This is a genomic window from Parafannyhessea sp. LCP19S3_B1, from assembly GCF_052121955.1.
GTDB lineage: Bacteria > Actinomycetota > Coriobacteriia > Coriobacteriales > Atopobiaceae > Parafannyhessea.
Map to the genome: position 1 here is coordinate 1 of NZ_JBQKDH010000027.1, position 2,909 is coordinate 2,909.

Consider the following 2,909-nt stretch of genomic DNA (forward strand, 5'->3'; position numbering starts at 1 on the left):
CGCACGCGCTACGAGGCGCCGGCGGCCAGGAGGCGCCGCCTCGGGGTCGCGGTGCCGCCGGAGCGCTGTGGTATCGTTGCGTGACAGGTACAGGATTGCTGCCGCACTCCCGATGTGTACCGGAAAATGCAAACTCGGCTCTGATGTGTACCATGAGGAATTAGTCCAATTCCACATAACACGAGGTAGATGACCCGTGCGATCAAAGTCTTAACGAACGACGCGGTACACGTCTGACAGTTCCTGACATGGCTCGACTTTCGATGGCACTCGTCTGACCCGAGTTTGCAACTTCCTGTCAAAAGCGCGCCCATGTGTACCGGCCCGGTACACGTCTGCCGCGAGCTTGCAGGGACCCTGCAAGCTGGGCCGCGAAGTGTACCCGGCCCGGTACACGTCGGCCGCGAGCTTGCACCGACCCGTGAAACTCGGCCGCGACGTGTACGGGCGCGTCAACTCGGGGCCCACGTGTACCGACGACCAGCGCCCCAACGCCCTACTCGCCAAGAGCCCATGGGCGCAAAGCCAGCAATCATACGCCAAGGGCGGGCCTACGCGTTTGCGCAGGTCCGCCCTCATGTCGTTACATGCCAGGTCGACGCGATTCCGCGCCGACGCCCAGCTGTCGCCCGCATCGTAGTCGCCCGCGTCGCAGCCGGCAGCGTCGCAGCCGGCAACGTCCCACGCCGGCTCCCCCGGCCGAGCTACGCGGCCGCGCCGACCTCCGTCAGCCGGCCGGCCTGCGGCCGCTGCGCGCGGTGCGAAATCACCAGTATCGCGATGCCCGCCACCACAAGCGGAATCGACAGGCACTGACCCATCGTGAGCCAGTTGGTGCCCAGCAGGTAGCCCAGCTGCTTGTCCGGCAGGCGCACGAACTCGATCAGAAAGCGGAACGTGCCGTAGCCCAAGAGGAAGGTTCCCAAGAACGTGCCCTGTGGGCGCGGCGGATTCGCCTTGCGCGACAGTGCGAACAGGATGACAAACAGCACGACGCCCTCAAGCAGGGCCTCGTACAGCTGCGACGGGTGGCGGTACACCATGCCGCCGCCCGCGTCGTCGAACATGACGCCCCACGGCAGGTTCGTTGGCTTGCCCCACAGCTCGCCGTTGATGAAGTTTGCGCAGCGCCCAAAGAACAGGCCGACCGGCGCGCCGATGACGGCGAGGTCGCACATGGTGGGGATGGAGATCCTCAGCTTGCGGCACGCAAGAGAGCCGCCGACGATGGCGCCCACCAACCCGCCGTGAAAGCTCATGCCTCCCTCGTAGGTGGCAAATATCTTCAGCGGATGCTGCAGGTAGTAGCCGTCGCCATAGAAAATCACGTAAAACAGGCGCGCGCCGATGATCAGGCCAAACGCGATCGCGATGATCACGCTCGTGACGTCGTCCGGGGAAATCCCCAGCCCCCACCGCCGCGCGACGCGATAGATCACCACGCCGGCCAACGCGATGCCCACGACGTACGCAAGCCCGTACCAGCGAATGGCAAGCGGACCCATCTGCACGATTATGGGGTTGAGGTGATGGTAGAGCTCGTTAAGCCACATCGAACGTCCTTCTCCTTGCGCGCGTCACGTGTGTCGCACGCGCCCCGGCGGGCGTCGCGCGGCCTGAGCGAGAAGTGCCTACCACGCCATCGCGGGCTCGACCTTGGTGACGCCGGGGACGTGCTCCTTCAGGATGCGCTCGATGCCCTCGCTCATGTCGTAGCTGGACAGCGGGCAGCCGGCGCACGCGCCCTGCATCTCGAGCGTGACGACGCCGTCGTCCGTGCAGTTCACCAGCACCACGTCGCCGCCGTCGGCCTGCAGGCTCTGACGGATGACGTCGATGGTCGCCTCCAGAAGCTCGCGGTTCACGCCCTGCTTCGCCTCGCCCTCCGCGGTTGCGGCCTGGTCCTTGGTCTGATTGGTGTTCTCTGCCATGAGTGGCGTCCTTCCCTTGGGCGGAGGCGCGACCGCGTCGCAATTCCTACCGCACAACTTACAATTGCTCCGAGTCTACCCCTAATGCGCCCGGCGCAACCAACATTGCACAAACTTACCCACGCGCCGGCCGGCGGCCGAGCGCCGGCAGAGGGCTGGCCGTGCCCGCCGGCCGGCGGCCAAGCGCTACTCGATGCCGGCAAACAGGTGCCCAGACGTCGCGCCCTTCGCGCGCGGGGCCGGTTTCCTGCCCGCCCGCACGGCCGCAAGGGCCGCCGCCACGCGCGCGACCTGCGCGCCGGCCTCCGCCTCGCCCAGAAGCGTGCAGTCCGCCATGAAGCGCGTGACGCCCGCCGAGAAGAGCTCGCCCATCTGGGGCGTCGCGTCCAGCGGGTGTGCGGCGTATATGTGGCTGCGGCCCTCGAGGTCGGTGCGCACCGGCATGAGCGAGCCGTCGCGCGTCCTCAGCGCGCAGCGCTCCTGCCGCAGGCGGCAGTTCGCGCAGTCGTGGACGCAGCGGTTCGCCACCTGCAGCACGCAGTGCTCGCTCGTCATCGCGCGCGTGCGGCCGCTCGCCACCAGGCCCACCGGCACGTCGGACGCGCCGGCAAGCTCGCACGCCTCCCCAAGCGTCAGCTCGGGCGAAAGCCACACGCCGCGGGCGCCCGCCTCCTCAAGCGCAAGCAGGCAGCTTGGGTTGTGCACGGGTATGCACGGCCTCACCTCGGCAAGCGCGCCGCGCTCGCGCGAAAGCACCAGCTCGGACACGTTGCCCACGCCGCACGGGCACCCCGCCCGCACCAGCGGGTCAAGCCGGTCGTGGTCCACCTCGCGGCACACCTCGTCCAGCCAGGGCACCGGCTCCATGGGCCATGCGGCCCCGCGCCCGCGCGCCTGCGCAAGCGCGTCCGGCGTCGCGTACAGGCGCGTCGCGCCGGCCGCAACGGCCGCGCGCGCAACCGCCGGCGTCGGCACCAG

General features: G+C 68.4%; 3 protein-coding genes. All 3 read right to left on the minus strand.

Annotated elements, in window-relative coordinates; translation table 11 throughout:
• Positions 1-704: 704 nt before the first annotated feature.
• On the minus strand, positions 705-1,553 hold the full coding sequence (lgt, locus tag ACTQWE_RS10100) for a prolipoprotein diacylglyceryl transferase (protein ID WP_441857253.1): 849 nt from the start codon (positions 1,551-1,553) through the stop codon (positions 705-707).
• 78 nt (positions 1,554-1,631) lie between these two features.
• Positions 1,632-1,931: a NifU family protein gene (locus ACTQWE_RS10105; protein WP_441857251.1), complete on the minus strand. Its 300-nt coding sequence runs from the start codon at positions 1,929-1,931 to the stop codon at positions 1,632-1,634.
• 186 nt (positions 1,932-2,117) lie between these two features.
• On the minus strand, positions 2,118-2,909 hold a 792-nt coding region (locus ACTQWE_RS10110; RefSeq protein WP_441921692.1), incomplete at its 5' end, for a U32 family peptidase.